The sequence below is a fragment of the Lentilitoribacter sp. Alg239-R112 genome, from assembly GCF_900537175.1.
Taxonomy (GTDB): Bacteria; Pseudomonadota; Alphaproteobacteria; order Rhizobiales; family Rhizobiaceae; genus Lentilitoribacter.
Genome location: NZ_LS999833.1, coordinates 1,782,243 through 1,803,486, shown reverse-complemented (window position 1 = coordinate 1,803,486; position 21,244 = coordinate 1,782,243). Strand labels below are relative to the sequence as shown.

At 44.0% G+C, this 21,244-nt stretch carries 22 protein-coding genes; 15 read left to right on the top strand and 7 right to left on the bottom strand.

Features of this window, described 5'->3' with window-relative positions; all coding sequences use genetic code 11:
* Positions 1–7: 7 nt before the first annotated feature.
* Genes G3W54_RS09050 through znuC form a run of 3 tightly spaced genes read right to left on the bottom strand, consistent with a single transcriptional unit; the run spans position 8 to position 2,063 of the window.
* Entirely contained in the window at positions 8–406 is a 399-nt protein-coding gene (locus G3W54_RS09050; protein WP_162652741.1) for a Fur family transcriptional regulator, read from the bottom strand.
* Positions 407–1,231, bottom strand: coding sequence for a metal ABC transporter permease (locus G3W54_RS09045; RefSeq protein WP_162652740.1), 825 nt, complete (start codon positions 1,229–1,231; stop codon positions 407–409). It abuts the gene before it with no gap.
* On the bottom strand, positions 1,224–2,063 hold the full coding sequence (znuC, locus tag G3W54_RS09040) for a zinc ABC transporter ATP-binding protein ZnuC (RefSeq protein ID WP_162652739.1): 840 nt from the start codon (positions 2,061–2,063) through the stop codon (positions 1,224–1,226). The genes G3W54_RS09045 and znuC overlap by 8 nt, the downstream gene beginning before the upstream one ends.
* A gap of 106 nt (positions 2,064–2,169) precedes the next feature.
* Here znuC and G3W54_RS09035 point away from each other — a divergent pair, with 106 nt between their 5' ends.
* On the top strand, positions 2,170–3,387 hold the full coding sequence (locus G3W54_RS09035) for a zinc ABC transporter substrate-binding protein (protein WP_197742811.1): 1,218 nt from the start codon (positions 2,170–2,172) through the stop codon (positions 3,385–3,387).
* A 2-nt stretch (positions 3,388–3,389) separates the two neighbouring features.
* On the opposite strand, the gene G3W54_RS09030 is transcribed toward G3W54_RS09035, so the two are convergent.
* The gene (locus G3W54_RS09030; RefSeq protein ID WP_162652738.1) at positions 3,390–4,580 is read right to left on the bottom strand and encodes an MFS transporter; all 1,191 of its coding nucleotides are present in this window, start codon (positions 4,578–4,580) and stop codon (positions 3,390–3,392) included.
* Between the two features lie 180 nt (positions 4,581–4,760).
* Between G3W54_RS09030 and G3W54_RS09025 the strand changes: the two genes are divergently transcribed.
* The 7 genes from G3W54_RS09025 (at position 4,761) to phoB (ending at position 11,598) form a co-directional block, all read left to right on the top strand.
* Positions 4,761–5,810, top strand: a complete 1,050-nt coding sequence (locus G3W54_RS09025; RefSeq protein WP_162652737.1) for an ATP-binding protein — start codon at positions 4,761–4,763, stop codon at positions 5,808–5,810.
* A gap of 130 nt (positions 5,811–5,940) precedes the next feature.
* Positions 5,941–6,990 (top strand): substrate-binding domain-containing protein, encoded by a 1,050-nt coding sequence (locus G3W54_RS09020; protein ID WP_162652736.1) that lies wholly within the window; start codon positions 5,941–5,943, stop codon positions 6,988–6,990.
* A gap of 98 nt (positions 6,991–7,088) precedes the next feature.
* Positions 7,089–8,057, top strand: a complete 969-nt coding sequence (gene pstC, locus G3W54_RS09015) for a phosphate ABC transporter permease subunit PstC (RefSeq protein WP_162652735.1) — start codon at positions 7,089–7,091, stop codon at positions 8,055–8,057.
* Positions 8,050–9,309 carry a phosphate ABC transporter permease PstA gene (pstA, locus tag G3W54_RS09010; RefSeq protein ID WP_162652734.1) on the top strand — a complete coding sequence of 420 codons (1,260 nt, stop codon included), beginning with the start codon at positions 8,050–8,052 and terminating at the stop codon, positions 9,307–9,309. Before pstC ends, pstA begins: the two co-directional genes overlap by 8 nt.
* Positions 9,310–9,359: 50 nt before the next feature.
* Positions 9,360–10,148: a phosphate ABC transporter ATP-binding protein PstB gene (pstB, locus tag G3W54_RS09005; protein WP_244627922.1), complete on the top strand. Its 789-nt coding sequence runs from the start codon at positions 9,360–9,362 to the stop codon at positions 10,146–10,148.
* Between the two features lie 11 nt (positions 10,149–10,159).
* Positions 10,160–10,879, top strand: coding sequence for a phosphate signaling complex protein PhoU (gene phoU / locus G3W54_RS09000; protein ID WP_162652732.1), 720 nt, complete (start codon positions 10,160–10,162; stop codon positions 10,877–10,879).
* Positions 10,880–10,896: 17 nt separating this feature from the next.
* Complete coding sequence (gene phoB, locus G3W54_RS08995; RefSeq protein ID WP_162652731.1) at positions 10,897–11,598, top strand: phosphate regulon transcriptional regulator PhoB; 702 nt, start codon at positions 10,897–10,899, stop codon at positions 11,596–11,598.
* 17 nt (positions 11,599–11,615) lie between these two features.
* Here the strand turns inward: phoB and G3W54_RS08990 are convergent, their stop codons facing one another.
* On the bottom strand, positions 11,616–12,512 hold the full coding sequence (locus tag G3W54_RS08990; protein ID WP_162652730.1) for an NAD(P)-dependent oxidoreductase: 897 nt from the start codon (positions 12,510–12,512) through the stop codon (positions 11,616–11,618).
* A gap of 153 nt (positions 12,513–12,665) precedes the next feature.
* On the opposite strand from G3W54_RS08990, the gene G3W54_RS08985 reads away from it, so the two are divergent.
* The 5 genes from G3W54_RS08985 to rirA all read left to right on the top strand — a co-directional run bounded on the left by G3W54_RS08985 (position 12,666) and on the right by rirA (position 17,448).
* Positions 12,666–13,319: a GntR family transcriptional regulator gene (locus G3W54_RS08985; RefSeq protein WP_162652729.1), complete on the top strand. Its 654-nt coding sequence runs from the start codon at positions 12,666–12,668 to the stop codon at positions 13,317–13,319.
* Between the two features lie 42 nt (positions 13,320–13,361).
* Positions 13,362–14,105: an SDR family oxidoreductase gene (locus tag G3W54_RS08980; RefSeq protein WP_162652728.1), complete on the top strand. Its 744-nt coding sequence runs from the start codon at positions 13,362–13,364 to the stop codon at positions 14,103–14,105.
* A gap of 15 nt (positions 14,106–14,120) precedes the next feature.
* Positions 14,121–15,923 carry an IlvD/Edd family dehydratase gene (locus tag G3W54_RS08975; protein ID WP_162652727.1) on the top strand — a complete coding sequence of 601 codons (1,803 nt, stop codon included), beginning with the start codon at positions 14,121–14,123 and terminating at the stop codon, positions 15,921–15,923.
* A 36-nt stretch (positions 15,924–15,959) separates the two neighbouring features.
* Positions 15,960–16,805: a fumarylacetoacetate hydrolase family protein gene (locus tag G3W54_RS08970; RefSeq protein WP_162652726.1), complete on the top strand. Its 846-nt coding sequence runs from the start codon at positions 15,960–15,962 to the stop codon at positions 16,803–16,805.
* A 181-nt stretch (positions 16,806–16,986) separates the two neighbouring features.
* On the top strand, positions 16,987–17,448 hold the full coding sequence (gene rirA, locus G3W54_RS08965; RefSeq protein ID WP_162652725.1) for an iron-responsive transcriptional regulator RirA: 462 nt from the start codon (positions 16,987–16,989) through the stop codon (positions 17,446–17,448).
* Positions 17,449–17,464: 16 nt separating this feature from the next.
* Here rirA and G3W54_RS08960 read toward each other — a convergent pair whose 3' ends face one another.
* Complete coding sequence (locus tag G3W54_RS08960; protein ID WP_162652724.1) at positions 17,465–18,412, bottom strand: nucleoside hydrolase; 948 nt, start codon at positions 18,410–18,412, stop codon at positions 17,465–17,467.
* A gap of 179 nt (positions 18,413–18,591) precedes the next feature.
* Positions 18,592–19,323 carry a pyridoxamine 5'-phosphate oxidase family protein gene (locus G3W54_RS08955; protein WP_162652723.1) on the bottom strand — a complete coding sequence of 244 codons (732 nt, stop codon included), beginning with the start codon at positions 19,321–19,323 and terminating at the stop codon, positions 18,592–18,594.
* Between the two features lie 92 nt (positions 19,324–19,415).
* Between G3W54_RS08955 and G3W54_RS08950 the strand changes: the two genes are divergently transcribed.
* Both G3W54_RS08950 and G3W54_RS08945 read left to right on the top strand, forming a co-directional pair.
* The gene (locus G3W54_RS08950) at positions 19,416–20,012 is read left to right on the top strand and encodes a thymidine kinase (RefSeq protein ID WP_162652722.1); all 597 of its coding nucleotides are present in this window, start codon (positions 19,416–19,418) and stop codon (positions 20,010–20,012) included.
* 105 nt (positions 20,013–20,117) lie between these two features.
* A complete protein-coding gene (locus G3W54_RS08945; RefSeq protein WP_162652721.1) occupies positions 20,118–21,206 on the top strand; it encodes a hypothetical protein in 1,089 nt (362 codons plus the stop codon).
* The last annotated feature ends 38 nt before the right edge of the window (positions 21,207–21,244 follow it).

The following is a 21,244-nucleotide window of genomic DNA, read 5'->3' as shown; positions in this document are numbered from 1 at the left end:
AGTAACATTACTGGCAGTTGCCGCAAATGCCGCGTAATTCGATGGCTGATTTTTGCAATGTAAAATGTTGCCTTTGAGCTATGTTTTTTAGTTCGTCTGATAAAGTATCATCTGAAAGCTCAGCAACGTTTCCGCAATTATTGCAAATTGTAAAAGCAATGGTCGTGTGCATGTCACAATTTGGATGCTGGCAAGCAACAAATGCATTGAGACTTTCAAGGCGGTGAACGACACCAATTTCTATCAGCTTTTCCAATGCTCTATAGACTTGTAAAGGGGCACGAAACCCATCATCTCTCAAATTATCAAGAATAGTGTAAGCTGTTAGAGGCCCCTCTGAATCTTGCAGTGTCGACATCACAAGGCTTTGGTTTTTGGTTAAACCATCCAGACTATGTTGATGCATCTATTCCTCCTCTCGGTTCGTATTATGTGAAACTTTCACAAGATTCGCAATTGGCGATAAAGAGATCATGAAAAATGCGAATGCAGCAACGACAATGGATGGCCCTGCGGGTGTATCCCATGATAATGATCCGTAAAGTCCGCCAAAGACAGCGAACATTCCAATAAATGCGGCGATAATTGCCATTCGTTCTGGTGTCGTTGCAACTCGTCGTGCTGTCGCCGCAGGTATAATGAGCAGCGCTGTGATGAGAAGCACACCAACGATTTTCATGGCAATTGCGATTGTTGCCGATAAGAGCAGCATAAATGCAATATTGACCTGCATTGGGTTTATGCCTTCGGCTTTAGCGATTTCAGGGCTAACGGTGCTCGCAAATAATGGCCGCCAAATATAGGCCAGAATAGCCAAGATGATGAGAGCGCCAACCCAGATAGTGATGATGTCAGTATGTGATACAGCCAAAATATCACCAAACAAGAGACCTAAAAGATCAAACCGGATCCATGTCATAAATGCCAGTGCCACGAGACCAAGAGCTAAAGCTGTGTGCGACAGAAGACCAAGAATTGCATCTGCTGATAATGATGCTTTTCTTTGCAAGACGACAAGCGCTAACGAAATACATGTTGATACCGCAAAAACAGCAAGCGTGATGTTGACCTCAAACAAGAAGGCAAGAGCTACGCCTAATAGTGCGGCGTGTGAAAGTGTATCGCCGAAATAGGCCATCCGCCGCCATACAATGAAACATCCAAGAGGACCAGCAATCAATGCTACACCAGTGCCAGCTACAAGCGCACGTACAAAGAAATCATCAAGCATGACCGTGCCCTTTATGTTTATGCTTGTCGTGTTGGTGATGCCCATCATCGGGATGGCAATGTTGAGTTATTGATCCATCAGCGTGACGTACTGTGCCATCCGGTAGATGGGTGTGATCATGGTCATGCTCATAAATTGCCAATGCCTCGTCATTCCTATTGCCAAATAGCGCTTTATATCCAGGGTTGGAGGCTACAGAACTGGGTGTTCCTGAACAGCAAACATGCCCATTAAGGCATATTACGCGATCGGTTGAGGCCATAACCACATGTAAATCGTGTGAGATAAGAAGTACGCCACAGTTCAATTCATCTCTGATCTTGGTAATCAACTTATATAGAGCGATTTCGCCTGCAAAATCGACACCTTGAACTGGTTCATCCAATACCAGAAGATTAGGCTTTCTGGCGATAGCACGTGATAACAATACACGCTGAAATTCACCACCAGAAAGATTTCTGAGTTCGGAATGAAGGAGATGGGAGGTTTGCGTGGCTTCAAGTGCATGTAGGCAGTCTTTTTTTGAGATCGAGCCTGTCAGGCGCATGAAACGGCTAACATCAAGAGGCATTGTCCAATCAATATGCAGTTTTTGCGGTACATATCCAACCTTAAGATTTCTATGACGTGTTGCAGTTCCTTCGCTAGGTTTATGAAGCCCTAGTGCCAATTTTGCTGTGGTGGATTTGCCCGATCCGTTGGGCCCAATCAGAGTAACAATTTCACCTTGTTTGAGAATAAGGTCAACGCCACGGACAAGCCATCGACCATCACTTTCCACACTTGCGCGATCAAGCTTTATAAGTGGATCATCATATTTCATATGTCTCATGTTACTCGTCATTAGAATCAGGTTGCGGTTACCAAGCTGGCATGTTATATCATTACAAATTTGTTATAAAATAACATTACCAATTTCAATGTAGAGGTTTTCATTCGTGTTTTCAATAAAATCATTCTCAATAGCTTCACTTTTCCTTCTTCATGCGACTACCGCTTCTTTTTCCGCTCCCAAAGTGGTTACTAGTATAAAGCCTATCCATTCGCTTGCTGCGTCTGTGATGGGTGAAGTTGGCAAGCCAGCACTTTTGGTTGGTGGTGCATCGTCTCCGCATAGTTTTTCATTAAAGCCTTCTCAAGGAAAACTACTTCAGGAAGCTGATCTAATTTTTTGGGTAGGTCACGAGCTTGAGACTTTTCTAGAAAAACCGCTTGAAACTCTGACTGGTAATGGGCGTCCTATTTCGCTAATTGATGCAGATGGTATTCGACTTATTAAGTTCAGAGAGTTGGACAAATTTGGTGTAGTAGATGCACATGACGACCATGATGATCATGCAGAGCACGAAGATCATGATGATCATGCTAAGCACGAAGACCATGATGATCATGCCAAACATGAAGATCACGATGATCACGCCAAGCACGAAGACCATGATGATCACGCCAAACATGAAGATCACGATGATCATGCCAAACATGAAGATCACGATGATCACGCCAAGCACGAAGAGCATGATGATCACGCCAAGCACGAAGATCATGATGATCATGCCAAACATGAAGATCATGATGATCATGCCAAGCACGAAGAAGCTGGACATGGTCATGATCACGCGCATGATCACGCGGGTGGCGTCGATCCACACATCTGGTTGGATCCAGAAAATGCTAAAATTATTCTTGTAAAGATTAGAGATGAGCTTTCACGTCTTGATGCTGACAATGCGGCAATCTATGCCAAGAATACAGAAGCTGCATTAAAACAAATTTCAGCGCTTGACGAACAGCTTGTTGCGCTAACTGATCCAGTCAAAAACATGAAGTTTGTTGTTTTTCATGATGCTTATAATTATTTCGAAACAAGATACGGTCTGGCGGCAACCGCTGCGCTTCGGATATCCGCAGATGTTGCACCAGGAGCTAAAAATGTTCAGAGAGTGCGAGAACTGTTGGAAAAATCGGACGTCGGCTGTATTTTCACCGAACCTCAGTTCAATTCAAAAATCATTGACAATCTAGCAGATGGGCTAAATGTAAATGTTGGATTGATTGATCCTTTGGGCGCTGGTCTGGATGATGGAGCGGGTCTTTATAATAAGCTAATGCATAATGTAGCTTCATCATTTAGCGGATGTTTGTCTGCTTCGAACTAACGTTATAACTCAAGTTGTGGTGGAGATTGTCGTCTATAATGAAGCAGAATATGCAAGGCCGCGCCTAATGCATAGGAACTTGCGAGAAAGACGACAACTCCATTTATACCAAAGCCGGAGTAAGCGGCCAGCAATATAGGTGTTCCTAAGGTGGTGCCAATGTTCCCCATTTGCGCAATACCACCATTGGATTTTGCTTGATCAGTAATTTTATCGTTCAGTTCTGGGATTGCTGCAAAGCCCGCACTTTGCAGCAATCCAAGGAGAAAGAATAAAAACAGCAGGGTGATAAGTACTTGATCTTGAACAGTTAGTGATAAAATTGCAAGGCTTGACCCCAGAAAGGCAAAGATCAGGATCTGAATTGTCGAAAAGTGTCTGATCAATATTGCACCACAGATGAATGAAGAGAATATGGCGATCAGTGGTAGGACACCAGCGGCTAATTTTACTTCGTTAGAGGGCAGCAGAAGAGGAAGTGCTGTGAGTATGGCTACGAAGGTAAGGGTATAAAACAACCACCCAAAAGCCGGCGCTGATATCGATGGTGAACGATAGGCTTCTACATGTTCTCGGATTAGGTTTTCGATAGATAAATTGAATTTTGAAGCGATATTTGTTTTGGTGTCTGGAATTAATTTCCAAATAAAAATTGCAGCAATAATCATGCATCCCGCATGGGCAAGAAATATGCTTCTAAGTCCAAAATTTTCAATCAGTGGTAAACCTAAATAGGACGTTATAACAAATGATACGCCGAAGAATGTGCTCCATAAAGTCATGAGGGCTTTGGCATGTTCCTGCCTGCTTGTTTGAACCATGAGAGTTGGGGTTGCTACGACGATTGCTAGATGAGCCGCGCCTTCAATGATACGTAAAGCAATCATTACTTCCAATGGCAATAAGTTTGATTGAATAATAGACACGATAGCGCCGATTATTAATCCCCAGATCAGGGTTTTCTTATAACCCACTTGCGAAGCCATGACGCCTGCAAACATTCCAAAGAAAACACCTATAAATCCAATAAGCGATACAAGTAATCCCAAGCTTGTATCTGTATTTGGGTATTCCAATTGCAGATGTGAGAATGTTAGACTCAGTTTCGCAAATTGAGCCGCAGCGGTGATGCCAGCAAACCACAGTATGAGCACACGAATGGCCGCATTGAATGTAAAGGAATTTTCGGACATTTGGTGACACTAAGTGAGTCTGTAGATTCGAGCCAGTACCAAAAATGATATTTTCTAAGGCATAGTTTGCTTGGAAACAGTCGCATGTTGTTATAAGTCAGTTTGTAAGTGACGCTTGAATACTCCCGTATTCAAAATTATTTGTGTCGAATATCGAATTATCTAAAAGTGAGATGAAACTTGGAAAATAGCCGTTTTGACCAAATATTAGATGGTTTGAACGCATTGGTAATTATTATTGATGCTAATCGCCGAATTAAGTTTGCAAATAAAGCCGCGAAGAAAAAATTTGGTGATTCTGTTGTTGGAGAATCATTTGTTCGTATTGTTCGTCAACCAGATTGCCTTGCGGCTATTGATGCGGTGATGAATGGAGAAGGTGAACGGCGGGTTGAAATTACGATAGGAGCCTCGCCTTCTGCGACGTTTGAGATCAATATTAATTCTGTGGGGCAGGGGGCTTCAAATGAGACCCGCGTGGCACTTACGTTTGAGGATGTATCGCAAATAAGGGATGCGCAACTCATGCGTAGCGAGTTTGTAGCTAATGTTAGCCATGAGTTAAGGTCACCGCTCACGGCTTTAGCCGGTTTTATTGAAACTCTGAGCGGGCCGGCAAAAGATGATGCTGGCGCGCGGGAACGGTTCTTAGGTCTTATGGATAAAGAGGCAGCCCGGATGAAGCGTTTGATTGATGATCTTCTATCACTCTCAAAGTTACAAGGTAAGGAGCGCATTCGCCCATCAGGTCATGTCGATGTTCACCTGTTGGTGCAGCGAGTCATTGCAACGCTTACACCGATTAGTGAACAAGAACAGAAAAGCATCGACTTTAAGAATAATAGTAAAATCACGACGATCCTTGGTGATGAAGACGAGTTGATACAGATTTTTCATAATATAATCGAAAACGCGATTAAGTATGGAGCATTTGATACAGAAGTCTCGATTGAAATTTCGGACTTGGATCATGTTGCCGGGATTGATGGAAGGGTATTGGCTGCCTCTGTCTCAGATAAGGGGGCGGGAATTGCTGCTGAAGATATACCTCGCCTTACGGAGCGGTTCTACCGGGTAGATAAGAGCCGATCTCGAATCAAAGGCGGAACGGGTCTTGGTCTTGCAATTGTTAAGCATATTCTAAACAGACATCGAGGGCGTCTCCAGATTGAAAGCGAAGTAGGGGCCGGTTCGACGTTTACCATATTCTTACCTATCGGTGAAAAATAGCTCCACAACTTCCATATTTGTCCATTGTCACATAACTGTCATGTGAATGTCATATAACGGTTAAACAGGAGCTATAGAGAGTACCCACCGCACTTAAGATGCGGCATAAATTTTCTGACAGGAGAGACAAATGTCAAAATTGAATAAGCTTGTTGCTGCATTCGCAGCTGGCGCATGTGCACTTGCAATCAGCACAGCAGCAGCTTCTGCGCGCGACGAAATCCGTATCGTTGGTTCATCAACCGTATTCCCGTTTTCAACAACTGTTGCTGAGCGCTTCGGCAAAGAAACAGATTTCCCAACACCTGTTATCGAATCAACTGGTACTGGTGGCGGTTTGAAACTTTTCTGTGCTGGTGTTGGTGAAGCTCACCCTGACATCACAAATGCTTCTGCGCGCATTAAACAATCACAAATTGATGATTGTGCCGCAAATGGTATCAAAGACATCGTTGAAGTAAAAATTGGTTATGATGGCATTGTTATTGCAAATTCACGCGAAAGCGATGCTCTTGAACTAACACTTCAGGATGTTTTCTTGGCACTTGCTAAAGATGTTCCAGCTGGTGAAGACGGAAAAACTCAGGCTAACCCATACATGATGTGGTCTGACATTCGTCCTGAGCTTCCAAAAACAAAAATTGAAGTTCTTGGACCTCCACCAACATCAGGTACGCGTGCTGCGTTTGTTGAAATTGCTATGGAAGGCGGATGTAAGTCTTTCTCATGGATCAAAGACCTTAAGAAAGCTGACAAATCAGCTTACAAGCAACTTTGCCACACAATCCGTGAAGATGGCGCTTTCATCGAAGCTGGTGAAAATGATAACTTGATCGTACAAAAGCTACAGGCTGCACCAACTCAGTTCGGCATCTTTGGCTTTAGTTTCCTTGATCAAAACTCAGATGTTCTTCAAGGTGCTCTTGTCGATGGTGTTGCTCCTGAGTTTGAAAAAATTGCCGCTGGCGACTACCCGGTTTCTCGTTCGCTTTTCTTCTACGTGAAAAAAGCACACGTTGGCGTAGTTCCTGGTATGGAAGAATTCCTTGCTGCATTCGCTAATGACGAAGCATGGGGTGACGAAGGTTACCTGACCGAAAAAGGTCTCATCCCAATGGGTGACGAAGAGCGTGCTACTGTTGCAAAAACAGTTGCTGATCTAGCTCCAATGTCAATGTAGTTGATAAATACCTGATTGCGGGGTTTGAGATATTAACCCCGCAGTTTTCCTTCCTGATTTTTCAATTTTATTTCAATTCTGGCATGAATGTTTGACCCATGAGCGATGTCCAATCCAAATTTCAAATAGGCGCAAATCCTTTTGTTAAGAAACGTTCCGGTTTTGGTAATGCAGCCATTTTAACTTTGTTGGTCGCCTGTTCTTCAGTCGCGATTTTGGTTACAATCGGAATTGTTATGTCTCTTATTTTTGAGACTATTCGTTTCTTCAAGCAAGTACCTATTACCGATTTTCTTTTCGGGCTTCACTGGAGCCCTCAAACAGCCATTACGGCAGAAGTTGTCGGGTCAAGTGGCGCGTTTGGTGCTGTTCCGCTCATTACAGGTACGTTGCTTATTAGTTTTATTGCGATGCTTATCGCCACCCCACTTGGCCTTGCCTCCGCTGTCTATCTTGCAGAATTTGCCAGCAAGCGAACACGTGCGATAGCCAAACCTCTCCTAGAGATGCTGGCGGGCATTCCATCTGTGGTTTATGGATTTTTTGCTGCATTGACGATCGCGCCTTTTATTCGCGATAGTGGCGCAGCAGTTGGGTTTCAAATATCATCTGAAAGTGCATTGGCCGCTGGTATTGCTATGGGCATTATGGTCGTTCCATTGGTGTCGTCTTTATCTGATGATGTGATTAACTCGGTTCCTCAATCATTGCGTGATGCCTCATTAGGTATGGGCGCAACGCACGCTGAAACGGTTCGCAATGTTGTGTTACCAGCTGCGATCCCCGGTATTGCAGGTAGTTTGCTTTTGGCCACATCAAGCGCTATTGGCGAAACGATGATTGTTGTTATGGCGGCGGGTCTTGCGGCAAACCTTACTCTAAACCCATTTGAAGCTGTTACAACAGTTACAGTGCAGATTGTGACATTGCTTACAGGGGATCAAGAATTTGACAGCGCTAAAACCCTGTCCGCTTTCGCGCTGGGCCTTTTCCTCTTTGTTATCACGCTGGTGCTGAATGTTATTGCACTTAAGATAGTCAATCATTTCCGAGAGCAGTATGACTAATTTATTCTCTTCCCAAGCGCCTGAACTTAAGCGTCGTCGTGCATCTGAGGCTAGGTTCAAATTTAGTGGGCTAGCTGCAATTGTATTTGCAATTGGCTTTCTTATCGTCATGGTTGGGTCAATTGCCTGGACCGGTTCTGGTGCATTGCGCGAAAGCGTTATTCAGATAAGTGTTGATCTTGGTCCTGACAATGTGGATCCAGAAAATCTGGCGAAAGCAAAATACTCGACTATTGTGAAAGACGCCTTAAAAGACCGTTTTCCAGATATTAAGAAGCGCAAAGACCGCCGGAAATTATATGGAATTTTGAGCCCTGATGCGAGTTTAGAGTTAAAACAATTTGTATTACAAAATCCGCAAGTTGTAGGCGGCGTTACAGATGTTTGGCTTCTGGCTTCAGATGACGTTGATTTGTTTTTCAAAGGCAGTGTGGATACGTCTTTAGCTGAAAATCGTCGCAAATTTAGTGACTTGGAAATTGGTTTGGTCGATTCACTTTCAGAAAACAACCAGATCGTTCGTCAATTTAATACACGTTTCTTCTTAAATGGAGATTCAAGAGAGCCGGAACTTGCCGGTATATTAAGTTCTTTAATGGGATCGGCATTTACGCTTCTGATTTGTTTTGCAATTTCCTTCCCTGTGGGCGTGGGGGCTGCAATATATCTTGAAGAATTTGCGAAGAAGGATCGAGTAAGCGAATTTATTGAAGTAAACATCAATAATCTTGCAGCGGTTCCGTCAATTGTATTTGGACTTCTAGGACTCGCTATTTTTCTAAACTTTTTTGGGCTGCCTCGTTCATCACCGCTCGTCGGTGGCATGGTGCTTGCCTTGATGACGCTGCCAACAATTATTATTGCGTCCCGTGCTGCTCTTCGCGCGGTTCCGCCATCCATCCGGGAAGCAGCTCTTGGGTTGGGTGCCAGCAATATACAAACAACATTCCATCATGTAGCACCATTGGCTTTACCTGGCATGTTAACTGGTGCAATTGTGGGTATGGCAAGAGCTTTGGGTGAAACGGCACCATTGCTTATGATCGGTATGGTGGCCTTTATCGCGGATGTACCAAAAGGCATAATGGATTCTGCAACGGCTTTACCTGTACAGATTTTCCTTTGGGCTGATGCGCCGCAACGGGGGTTCATGGAAAAAACCTCTGCTGCTATTATCGTTCTTTTGGTTTTCCTTGTTTTAATGAATATACTTGCCGTGATTGTGCGCCGGAAATTTGAGCGTAGGTTCTAGGTTGATTGGAGCGGACAATGTTAAATAATACTGTCGAGAGTGAGAAAAAAATGGCGGAAGTCGAAGACGCGCTCATGGGGAATGGGCCGATTATCAAAGCCAAAGATGTACGGGTTTTTTATGGTGAAAAACAAGCTTTGCAAGATGTAAGTATAGATTTTGCAAAAAATCAGGTTACCTCACTTATCGGCCCGTCCGGTTGCGGTAAATCCACATTTTTGCGTTGCATCAACCGTATGAATGATCTTGTTGACATTGCGCGGGTCGAAGGTGAAATTCTGATTGAAAATCATGATATCTATGCCAAAGATGTTGATGTTGTTGCCTTACGTGCTCACGTTGGAATGGTGTTTCAAAAACCCAACCCGTTTCCTAAATCTATTTATGACAATGTTGCCTATGGTCCCCGTATCCATGGAACATCGCAATCCAAAGATGAGCTTGATCATATCGTTGAAACAAGTTTGAAACGTGCGGGTTTGTGGAATGAGGTCAGTGACCGTTTAGACCAGCCTGGCAACGGTCTTTCAGGTGGTCAACAGCAACGGCTATGTATTGCACGAACGATAGCGATTGAACCTAAAGTACTTTTAATGGACGAGCCGTGTTCTGCGCTTGATCCCATTGCAACAGCCATAGTTGAAGAGCTCATTGACGAGTTGAGTGAGCGCTTTACAATTATTATTGTGACTCATTCAATGCAGCAAGCCGCTCGAGTATCACAGAAAACCGCATTCTTTCATTTGGGTAACCTCGTTGAACATGGCGATACAGACCAGATATTCACAAACCCTAAAGATGAACGTACAGAAAATTATATTACTGGCCGTATTGGTTAGTGGAGAAAATTATGGTGAATGATCCACATATTGTCACATCGTTTGACGCAGATTTAAAGGCGATTGAGAGCCTCGTGCTTGAAATGGCGGGATTGGTTGAAGCACAGGTCAACGATTGCGTAACGTGTCTTCTAAAACACGACATTGAGCTTGTTTCAAGTATTCGCGCTTCTGATAAAAGGGTTGATGCTCTTGAGATTGAGATTAGCGATATGGCGATCAGAGTGCTAGTGCAGCGGCAGCCAATGGCTCAGGACCTGCGTGCCGTTGTTGTGGCGTTGAAAATGGTCAGCAATCTTGAACGTATTGGTGACTATGCAAAGAATGTTGCCAAACGCGCTTCGGTGGTCAATGAAGTTATCTCATTAGGATCGTCGTCTGAAACAATCTCGCGTATGAGTGCAATTGTACAGGAAATGGTTCGCGGCGTGGTCGATGCATACGTGTCTCGGGATATTGAGATGGCAAATCTATGGCGTGCTAAAGATGAGGAAGTTGACCTCATGCACAATACGCTCTTCCGTGAATTATTGACCTACATGATGGAAAATCCGCGTAATATTACATCTTGCATGCACTTATTGTTTATTGCCAAGAACTTTGAACGAATGGGTGATCATACGACGAACATCGCTGAACAAGTTCATTATATGGTTAGCGGTGAATTGCCGGATGACGATCGCCCCAAGAGTGATGTGACATCGTCAATTACAGTCGAGTTAGACGGTTAATCTAGATAGGAAAAGTCATGTCTGATTTCGGTACTGCCAAAATTTTGGTTGTCGAAGATGAGCCAGCGCAAATGGAGCTTTTGGCTTATAATATTGAAAAAGAAGGTTTTTCTGTTGTTCGCGCAATGGATGGCGATGAAGGCCTGTTGGCGGCTGAAGAATCTAGTCCTGATCTCATCGTGCTTGATTGGATGCTTCCTAATGTTTCGGGTATTGAAGTTTGCAGACAGTTGAAACGACGCAAAGACACATCTGATACGCCTGTGATTATGTTGACTGCGCGCGGTGAAGAATCTGATCGCATCCGCGGTCTAGACACAGGCGCTGATGACTACATGGTAAAACCATACTCCGTATCTGAGTTAATGGCACGGGTTCGCGCGTTGTTACGGCGTAGTCGTCCGAGCACATCAACACAAGTACTTTCATACAAGGAAATTAATGTCGATTTGGAACGCCATCGTGTCAATTATGGTGATGACACCGTTAAATTGGGGCCGACCGAGTTTCGATTATTGGTGTTCCTACTAGAAAAGCCTGGCCGTGTTTGGAGTCGTGAGCAACTGTTGGACCGTGTTTGGGGTATAAACAGCGATATCGATCTGCGCACAGTGGACGTTCATGTCGGACGCTTGCGTAAAGCGCTTAAACAAAATGGAAAATCTGATCCAGTACGCACGATCAGAGGTTTTGGTTATTCTCTTGATCAGGATGATTAAGTTAAGGGTAAATACCCTTAACTATCAGTCACGCTATATTTCTGTTTAAAGAACGTGACCATTTCGGGAACAAGATTATCTGCATAACCATCTTCGATAGCTGCGCTCATCGCATTTTTGGCTGCCTTTGACATGATGCTGTCCACACCCAGATCTTCTGCCATCTGACCGTAGTAGCCAATATCTTTTGAACCGTTTTTGATGCTGAACGCTAGATTTTCAGGATTGCCATCTATCGCATATGCTTTGATAAAATCCATCATCATGGAATGAAGAGGCCCAGCCGACATGACATCATAAACTTTTTGAGGGTCAACGCCGGATTTTGCAGCCATCGCGAAGATTTCTGACATAGCGGACGCTGTTGTCATGGCAAGGAAGTTATTGAAGAGTTTGATTGTATGACCTGTTCCAAGTTCACCAAGGTGAAAAACATTTTCACCCAGATCATTTAATACCGGTTCAATTCTATCGTAAGCGGTTTTATCGCCGGCGGCCATAATATTTAATTTTCCTTCCATAGCATGAGAAGGGGTACGGCCAAGCGGGCCATCCAGATAATGAGAGCCGACGGCCGCTACCTTTTCGCCAAGCATCTTGGTGGAACTGGGCAGCGATGTGCCGAAGTCAACGACGACGGTGTTTGGCTTTAAGCCTGCAATCACGCCGTTGTCACCTAACATGCGAGACTCAACATGATCAGATGTACCCATACATAGCATGACTATATCGCTGGCAGAGGCAAGTTCCTTTGCAGAATTTGCTTCTGTTGCGCCCTTGGCTAAAGCTGCTTCTATGCCTTTGCGGGACTTGTTGCCCAACACGATAACTTTATGATTTTTAGAAAGAAGACGATCAACCATAGCTGCACCCATAAGGCCTAAGCCGATAAATCCTATTGTTTGGTCTGCCATGTTGTTTTCCCTCTATAAGATGCGTTACGGAATGTGTTTTGTTGAAAATACTCTATTTTCACGAAAATACTAGAATTAATCGTGAAAATATGCAACTTAGTTTAACGATACTCGTGAACCACACTGGCGTTAGTCAAATGAAATGGAAATTTAGTGACAGCTCTCATTATTGATAAGGTTGCAAGTTCGTCTGATATCTATTGGGATATTCGGCAGCGTTTGATTTTTGCACACTATGTTCCAGGTTCTAAATTGAAACCTGAAGAGCTTCGTTTGGCATATGGATGTGCAGCAAGTACCGTTCGGGAAGTGCTATTTAGACTTTCATGCGACAAACTTATAGATTTTGAAGAGCATAAGGGATTTAGGGTCCCGCAAGCATCGGAACAAATGTGCAACGAAGCGATAGAAATTCGCATTATGATCGAGTGTGAGGGTGCCAGTCTTTCCATCGCCAAAGGTGGCCTTGAATGGGAGGCGAAATTAACAGCTGCTCACCATAAGCTTGCGCATGTTGAAGGCAAGTTTAGCGATGCACAGAATGACCGAGACTTATTTGATATCTGGTGTAAATGCGAATGGGAGTTTCATGAGACACTTGTGTCAGGATGTGGATCGACTCTTTTGCGTGAACAGCACCGAGACATATACGATTTACATCGGATACATATGATTGGTCTCTCGGGTGGTACTGGTTTCAGGCAGGATAATATTGCTGAGCATCGTGCAATTATTGAAGCGGCGATAGAGCGAGATGTGAGTGTATGTCGAGAGAAAATTGCCAACCATTTACATAAATATGGTTGAGCAAAACCATCATTCGCGTAAAAAATGTATAAGGAGCAGGATATGGGTGAACGATTAAAAGGTAAAACAGCTCTATTAACAGCTGCAGGTCAGGGAATTGGCAGAGCAACCGCAGTTGCCATGGCAAATGAAGGCGCGCAAGTTATTGCCACTGACATAAATGAAGACGCGTTGAATAGTCTTTCTGCCGAAACGAATGGAAATATTACGATCACAGTTCTTGATGTTCGCTCAGATGCTGCCGTGGAGCAGGCAGCGAAGGATTATTCACCTAATGTATTGTTTAATTGCGCTGGCTTTGTCCATTCTGGCACCGTTTTGGAGTGTACGGATGATGAGTGGGATTTTGCGTTTGATCTGAACGTTAAGTCTGCGTTTAGAATGATCAAGGCATTTTTGCCAAGCATGATTGAACAGGGAAATGGATCAATCATTAATATGGCATCGGCAGCGTCCTCAATCATTGGTGCACCAAATAGATTTGTCTATGGTGCAACTAAAGCAGCGGTCATTGGCATGACAAAATCAGTCGCGGTTGACCACATTAAAATGGGTATTCGTTGCAATGCAATTTGCCCGGGGACCGTGCAAAGTCCGTCGCTTGAAGACCGTCTTCATGCAATGGGGAATTATGAAGAGGCGCGCAAAGCCTTTATCGCTCGTCAACCTATGGGGCGAATTGGAACACCAGAAGAAATTGCTGCATTAGCAGTCTACCTAGCATCCGAAGATAGTGCATTTACCACCGGTCAAGCAATGTTAATTGATGGCGGTTGGGCAGGATAATTATTGGAGACGTAAATGACAAAGCGTGTCATTAAACCCGAAGACTTGAGATCACGTAATTGGTTTAATAACCCTGATGATCCTGAGATGACAGCACTCTATTTAGAGCGCTATTTAAACTATGGCCTCACACGCGATGAGCTGCAGTCTGGCAAACCAATCATTGCTATTGCGCAAACAGGCTCTGATCTTTCACCTTGCAACAGACATCATATTGAGCTTGCGAAGCGTGTTCGTGATGGAGTGATTGCGATGGGTGGTACGGTGATTGAAATTCCCGTTCACCCTATTCAAGAAACAGGCAAACGCCCAACTGCGATGCTTGATCGAAATCTCGCATACCTCTCATTGGTCGAAACGCTGTACGGTTATCCAATAGATGGTGTTGTCCTTACAGTTGGATGCGATAAGACCACGCCGGCTTTGTTGATGGCTGCTGCAACAGTTAACATTCCAGCGATCGCCTTATCTGTCGGACCGATGCTCAATGGATGGTACAAAGGTGAGCGAACTGGTTCTGGTACGATAATGTGGAAAGCGCGTGAACTCCGCGCCAAGGGTGAGATCGATGACGCAGGTATGATTGAACTTGTTGCATCCTCTGCGCCATCGGTTGGTTATTGCAACACAATGGGGACAGCGACAACGATGAATTCGTTGGCCGAAGCGCTGGGTATGCAACTTCCAGGCTCTGCGGCGATTCCAGCGCCATACAGAGAACGTGGCCAGATGGCGTATGAGACCGGTAGGCGTATTGTTGATATGGTTTGGGAAGATCTTGTTCCAACTAAAATCATGACGCGCGAAGCCTTTGAAAATGCGATTGTTGTAAATTCAGCTATTGGTGGGTCTACAAATGCACCTATTCATCTAAACGGTATCGCTCGCCATCTGGGTGTTTCTCTTGATAATCAGGACTGGCAAAATATAGGGCATAAAATTCCGATGATTGTGAATCTGCAGCCTGTTGGTGAATATCTTGGCGAGGATTATCATAGAGCAGGGGGTGTTCCTGCTGTCATATCTCAATTGCTCGCACATGATCTTCTACCTTATCCAGATGCTATCACAGCCAATGGTAAAACCATGGCTGAAAATTGTGCAGATGTGCAGATCGAGAATCCTGATGTCATCAAGAAAATTCCGGAGCCTATGAAGCAAGATGCAGGTTTTATCAATCTATCTGGTAATTTATTTGATTCTGCCATTATGAAAACAAGTGCGATATCAGAGGCTTTTAGAGAAACCTATTTGTCTGACCCAGATATGCCCAATGCATTTGAAGGGCGCGCTATTGTATTTGATGGTCCGGAACAGTTCCATGCAACCATTGATGATCCCAAGTTAAATATCGACGCAAATTGTATTCTAATCATGCGTGGCGCAGGACCGATTGGTTATCCTGGCGGTGCTGAAGTTGTGAATATGCGTGCGCCAGATTATCTCTTGAAGAAGGGTGTTGAGGCTCTGCCATGTATTGGTGATGGTCGGCAATCTGGTACATCGGGTTCACCATCAATTTTAAATGCCTCACCGGAGGCCGCAGCAGGCGGCGGATTAGCACTTGTGCAAACTGGCGATATGGTCAAGATTGACCTGAATGCATGTTCTGCTGATATCTTGATCAGTGATGAGGCGTTGGAGACACGCAGACAGGCACTTACTGCTGGGGGCGGTTTTCCTCATCCTGCAAGTCAATCACCTTGGCAGCAATATTTTCGTGAGATGGTAGAGCCTTTTTCTGAGGGTATGGTCTTGCGTGACGCACCGAATTATCAATCTATTGCGAAGAAAAACCTACCTCGCGATAATCATTAGTTATCCGTTTTAAACAATTATTCTGGGAGTTTATAAATGAAACTTGTTCGTTATGGTAAAGTGGGAAGTGAAAAACCGGGCTTAATTGATAAGGAAGGCCAGCTCCGTGATCTTTCAGACCATGTTGCTGATATTGATGGTTCAATGCTTTCGCCATCTTCCTTGAGCAAACTTCAAGATTTGGATGAAAGTTCATTGCCAAAAGTTGATGGTACTCGCCGTTTGGGTGCCTGTGTTGGATCTGTTGGTAAGTTAATGTGTATTGGCTTGAATTATTCTGACCATGCTAAAGAATCTAACCTTCCGATACCTGAACATCCAATCCTATTTATGAAAGCAACCTCGGCTATCGTGGGGCCGAATGATACCGTATCCATTCCAAAAGATTCTAAAAAATCAGATTGGGAAGTTGAGCTTGGCGTTGTTATTGGAAAAGCGTGCAAATATGTAAGTGAAGCTGATGCGCTGGATTATGTGGCGGGTTATTGTGTTTGTAATGATGTCTCTGAGCGTCACTTTCAAACCGAATTAACAGGCCAATGGACAAAGGGAAAGTCTTGCGACACATTTGGGCCACTTGGTCCGTGGTTGGTCACAAAAGACGAAATACCTAATCCTCAGGGGCTAGATATGTGGTTGGATGTAAACGGGTCTAGAATGCAAACCGGGAATACATCCACGATGATTTTTACTGTTGCGCAGATCATCTCACATCTTTCTCAGATGATGACCTTGCACCCCGGTGATGTGATTTCTACGGGTACGCCTCCTGGTGTTGGAATGGGTATGAGACCTCCTGTTTATTTGAAAAAGGGAGATGTAATGTCCTTATCAATCGACGGACTTGGCACACAGATGCAGGATGTCGACGAAGATTCATAGACAAACAGTAAAAGTCGGTTAAATGAATAATGCCAGACTTAAGGCGAATAATCATCTGGCATTATTCCGATTCCCTGATATTTGACAAAAATTGCCACGTCATGTTTTAAATATGAGAAAAGGGGTTCACTTTTCTTAGAATTGTTCTAAATTAGAAAGAACATAAAGTTGGGATGATTTCATGCGATTAACACGACAAACAAATTATGCAATGCGGATGCTGATGTACTGTGCTGCAAATGATGAAGATTTAAGTCGCATTGCAGAAATTGCAAAATCCTACTCTGTATCAGAATTATTCTTGTTTAAAATTTTGCAACCTTTGGCAAAGGGTGGACTTGTTCAGACAATACGAGGCCGAAATGGTGGTGTACGGCTGGCTCGTCCCGCTAAAGACATTTCATTGTTCGATGTTGTTCGGGTGACCGAAGATAACTTTGCAATGGCAGAGTGTTTTGAAAATGATGCAGCAGAATGTCCACTTGTGAATAGTTGTGCATTGAATACTGCTTTGCGTGAGGCGTTGAACGCATTTTTTGATGTTTTATCTAAGTATTCTATCGATGATTTGGTAAAAGCTCGCCCAGATATTAATGCACTTCTAGGTCTGGATGAATTGCTGGACGACGTTCCCGCCGCCTAGCATAATTTTGGACGATTTAACCAACGGCTTTGAGCGTGCTGAAATAGTCAGCGCGGAACATATTGATGTCTGTGTCGACCAATACATTGAGATCCGGGCGGTCTTTAAATGCGTCTGATAATGTCATTTTACCCGCTGGCAAACCTATTGATTGCCCAATCGCCGGTCCTTCGGTCACTACACTTACGGCACAACGTCTAACGGTAAATGCACCTGGTGCTGTTACCCACATCAGTGCCATGACATCGTGAGGAACCAAACCATCAAGACCTGCAACATTGCGGTAGAAGTTGATGTAAAACTGCGACATTTCTTTAAGCGGTATGCCCATTTTTTCATTGTCACGTGCGATCATGTCCATGTCATGCTCATTGAAGATTACCGGCATTGTGCAATCCATCGGAGCTAATGTCATGGGCCAACTGGCCGCAAGTACCTGATCTGCCGCGTGTGGATCATTCCAAAAATTGGCTTCGGCGACGGGTGTTACATTGCCCGGATAGAAAACAGCACCACCCATAATCACAACCTCTTTCACTCGTGATGTGATTGTTGGGTCGAGCTTAAGCGCAAGTGCTAAGTTCGTTAAAGGACCAACAGCACAGATCGTGATTTCCCCCGGATGCTGTTTGGTTTTTTCAACCAGATATTCGGCAGCTGAAAGTGCGACTTCTTTTTGACCAGATTCTGGGAAGTCATATCCGCCGAAACCGTTAGCACCGTGTACATGATGGCTTGGTGTATTGCCCTCGATACTGATTGGATTGGCCGCGCCCCGCGCCACATCTGCTGTACCGCCGAAGGCAGGTAGAACTTGTAAAGCATTTGTTGTTGCCTGATCAATCGTGACATTGCCAAAAATAGTTGTCAGGCCAATAAGGTCGATTTCTGGATGTGCTATAGCATATGCGATAGCTAGCGAATCATCGATCCCAGGATCAGTATCAATTATGATTTTATGCACTTTGTTACCTTGTAAGAGTTTAAAAAATCACGGAAAATCGTGAATTAAGTATAGAAAACAGCCACTTAGATCGCAAGATAGAGGCAAGTTTCATATGTCAAATTGTCCTCGACCGGCGGCACTTCGGGCCCTATCCCGTGGTGGCACAGAGGGCGCGCTTTAGTCAAGCGCGCCCTTGCTTATTTTAGGTTTTCACTATTTGTTAGAAACGCGATAGCATCAGCTGGACTGATGGCTTCACTCATTGGTACTTTGAACTCTCGTCTGTCGATGATATCGCCGTTTGCTACATCAAACCCATCGCAATCTATGCCTATTAATCGCCAGCCACTTTCATTGTTTTTGGCATGATTTGACAGGAAATCTTTATGCTGATTATTGATAATATTGATAATCTCGCTTTCCATCATTGATAATTTCGTTTCAATCGATAGAAAATCATTCGGCTTGAGATGAAATGCCTTACCGAAACCACCATTTAAATTTGCCGATTTCGCATCAATTTGGAAGATCTGAAAATCAGCAAACCCGATGTAAAGTTCGGACTTCGGGTGACGAGCAATAAAGCGTGCTCGAATATTTGAATATTGGTCGCTTTCTTTCGGAATTAGTCGGGCATTCCCCTGCAATGAAATTCGTGGATGGGCGACCGGGTCACCCTTCTTAGGTTCACCCAACAGCAATGATACCTGATTGTTTTTTTCGATTGCCTTTGTGTGCTCAGATAGTTCTGAAATTAAAATGACAGGATTTCCTGTTGCTTCTGTTCCGACCAGAACCCGACTTACAAGCGGAGAGCCATCATCTTGCAAAACACCAATTGCTCCGAACCTTGCCGTTCTAATCAGTTGGCGAGCGAGAACACGAGCATCGTTGTTGGTTTCGTTAATTGGGTTCACTTGTTTCTGCATTTTATTCGGATACCTGTTGATAGTTATAATTTTGGCTAGCAATTAAACGTGATGGTACGCATGTGTTTGAATACTAATATGGGAGATGTAAAGTGGCAAAACTCTATTTTAGCTATGCGTCGATGAATGCTGGAAAGTCTACGCTGCTGTTGCAAGCATCATATAATTATCAGGAACGTGGCATGAGGACGGTCTTGCTCAATGCATCGCTCGACAATCGAGCAGGTAGTGCAGGCAAAATTGGCTCCCGTATCGGGCTTGAGAGCGAGTCGACTGCATTCGAAGAAGATGACAATTTATATGAGATTGTTAAGGCTAAACTTGCCGATGGTAACATTGCATGCGTGTTTGTTGACGAGGCAAATTTTATGTCAGCGGAGCAGGCTTGGCAGTTGTCAGATGTTGTTGATGATTTGAATATTCCGGTCATGGCCTATGGTCTGAGAACAGACTTCCAGGGAAAGTTATTTCCGGGATCGAAGATCTTACTGTCGATTGCAGATGAAATACGAGAAGTGCGAACTATTTGTGACTGTGGACGCAAAGCAACGATGGTTGTGCGTCAAGATGGAGATGGAAATGTTGTTAAAGATGGCGCGCAAATCGTGGTTGGCGGTAATGAGAGTTACGTTTCCTATTGTCGACAGCATTGGAAAGAGGCGATAGGGTATAAAAATACCAATGATTGATTGAAATATTGGGTATTCAGATTGATTTTTTCGTTTCTAATCCTAGATTAGAGGCACTTATTATTAATTTTGGCATTAGGTTCAAATAAAGGTCGGGGAAATTTTATGGCATCACTTGTTTCAATGGATAAAGAAATTGAGCAAACACGCGATCAGGTCAAGGAGATGCGCGATAAGATAGATGCGTCCGGCCGTGTACTCGATCAGTTAGCAAAGGCTGACACAAAGATCGGTGATGCTGAATTTGATATCGAAAATGCGCGTATTGATGATGTGCTCAAGCAACAAAAGATTATGGAGAGCAATATTGCTGACCTGATCATTGGCCTGGAAGATGCAACAAATGTTTTCGGTTCTGAATTTGAAAGCATGAAAAGCTACACTGGGTATGAAAAGTTCATTGGTTTGTTTTCAAAGCAAAAAATGCAGCGCATGCGCTCAGATCGCGTGCGTAACATGTCACTGGCCGGCAATTTGCAGGAGCTTCTTACAAAATCTGATTCAATTGTAGGGATTTTGACGGACCAGAAGGATGTGCTTGAGCTTCGCTATAAGACATCGGAGAAAAGCCTGACTGAAGTTATTGAACGTCGTAAAACAGCGATGAGTTCGCTTGAAGCAACGCAATCCCGCATTGATGAGTTAAACCCGATATTGCTGGATATTGAAAATAAAATTGCTGCCTCTACGGATCAAAAAGAGCGCACAAGTCTTGAGGCTGAGCGAGCGAAAGTTGCAACTGAGTATAACGAAGCACAAGCTAAAGAACAGGAACTGCTGGCTGAGAGCCAAACATTGGAACGCTATACGTCCATGTTTGAGACTTTTGTTGATTCATTGAATAACCAGATTGCTGCACAGAATACGTTGATTAACAAGCTCACGATCGATACAGAACAGCGAATTGTCCTTTACAAGGCTCTGGAAGATTCTTTGAAAACAGCTGCGCAGCAGGACGTTGCTCACAAGATCAATACACTCGGTAGTGCCGTTGATACAGCGGCGGAAGAAACAATGGCTGGAATTGGTGCCGCAGCCCAGCGCCACATAGGCGACCTACTTGAAATGCATGAGAAAAATATGCTTTCAACGGATGATATTCAGCGCCGGAAAAAACTTGCTGACGAAGCATTTTCGCGCCGTTTTCAAGCGGTTATGGATAAGCATAATGCTGCAGATTACGTGAAGCCTTAGAGCCGATCCGAGGGTAAGATATTGAACGCACAAGCCGG

Coding starts and splice junctions, on each gene's coding strand:
- G3W54_RS09050 (WP_162652741.1), bottom strand. CDS start 406: ATGCATCAACATAGTCTGGATGGTTTAACCAAAAACCAAAGCCTTGTG.
- G3W54_RS09045 (WP_162652740.1), bottom strand. CDS start 1,231: ATGCTTGATGATTTCTTTGTACGTGCGCTTGTAGCTGGCACTGGTGTA.
- znuC (WP_162652739.1), bottom strand. CDS start 2,063: ATGAGACATATGAAATATGATGATCCACTTATAAAGCTTGATCGCGCA.
- G3W54_RS09030 (WP_162652738.1), bottom strand. CDS start 4,580: ATGTCCGAAAATTCCTTTACATTCAATGCGGCCATTCGTGTGCTCATA.
- G3W54_RS09020 (WP_162652736.1), top strand. CDS start 5,941: ATGTCAAAATTGAATAAGCTTGTTGCTGCATTCGCAGCTGGCGCATGT.
- pstC (WP_162652735.1), top strand. CDS start 7,089: ATGAGCGATGTCCAATCCAAATTTCAAATAGGCGCAAATCCTTTTGTT.
- pstA (WP_162652734.1), top strand. CDS start 8,050: ATGACTAATTTATTCTCTTCCCAAGCGCCTGAACTTAAGCGTCGTCGT.
- pstB (WP_244627922.1), top strand. CDS start 9,360: ATGGCGGAAGTCGAAGACGCGCTCATGGGGAATGGGCCGATTATCAAA.
- phoU (WP_162652732.1), top strand. CDS start 10,160: ATGGTGAATGATCCACATATTGTCACATCGTTTGACGCAGATTTAAAG.
- phoB (WP_162652731.1), top strand. CDS start 10,897: ATGTCTGATTTCGGTACTGCCAAAATTTTGGTTGTCGAAGATGAGCCA.
- G3W54_RS08990 (WP_162652730.1), bottom strand. CDS start 12,512: ATGGCAGACCAAACAATAGGATTTATCGGCTTAGGCCTTATGGGTGCA.
- G3W54_RS08980 (WP_162652728.1), top strand. CDS start 13,362: ATGGGTGAACGATTAAAAGGTAAAACAGCTCTATTAACAGCTGCAGGT.
- G3W54_RS08975 (WP_162652727.1), top strand. CDS start 14,121: ATGACAAAGCGTGTCATTAAACCCGAAGACTTGAGATCACGTAATTGG.
- G3W54_RS08970 (WP_162652726.1), top strand. CDS start 15,960: ATGAAACTTGTTCGTTATGGTAAAGTGGGAAGTGAAAAACCGGGCTTA.
- rirA (WP_162652725.1), top strand. CDS start 16,987: ATGCGATTAACACGACAAACAAATTATGCAATGCGGATGCTGATGTAC.
- G3W54_RS08955 (WP_162652723.1), bottom strand. CDS start 19,323: ATGCAGAAACAAGTGAACCCAATTAACGAAACCAACAACGATGCTCGT.
- G3W54_RS08945 (WP_162652721.1), top strand. CDS start 20,118: ATGGCATCACTTGTTTCAATGGATAAAGAAATTGAGCAAACACGCGAT.